The organism is Gemmatimonadota bacterium (assembly GCA_026706845.1).
GTDB lineage: Bacteria > Latescibacterota > UBA2968 > UBA2968 > UBA2968 > VXRD01.
On record JAPOXY010000138.1, the window covers coordinates 29940 to 30382 of the forward strand.

1 protein-coding gene is annotated in these 443 nt (G+C 44.2%); it reads right to left on the reverse strand.

Features of this window, described 5'->3' with window-relative positions; genetic code table 11:
- The coding region (locus OXG87_13630; GenBank protein MCY3870596.1) for a leucine-rich repeat domain-containing protein at positions 1–443 on the reverse strand (443 nt) is incomplete at both ends.

Here is a 443-nt window from a genome sequence, read left to right on the forward strand (position 1 = left end):
CTTGTCAGACTGGCTAACTTAGCCAGTGGTATGAGGTCTGTGATGCGGCGGTTAGAGTCGAGTATCAGTGTTGTCAGACTGGCTAACTTAGCCAGTGGTGCGAGATCCGAGATGCTGTTGTTGCGTAGCTCCAGATTTGTCAGACTGGTTAAGTTTTCAAGTGGTGAAAGATCTGAGATGTGGTTATAGCTAAGACTCAAATGTGTCAGACTGGTTAAGTTTTCAAGTGGTGTAATATCCGAGATGCTGTTGTCCCAAATATCCAACTTTGTCAGGTTGCTTAAGTTTTCAAGCGGTGAAATATCCGAGATGTTGTTGTCGTTAAGGGCCAACTGCGTCAAGTGGATTAAGTCTTTCAGTGGCGAGATATCCGAGATGCTGTTGTTTCTAAGATTCAGTCTTGTCAGTCCGGTTGCAAACTCAATCCCTTTCAAATCGTGAAT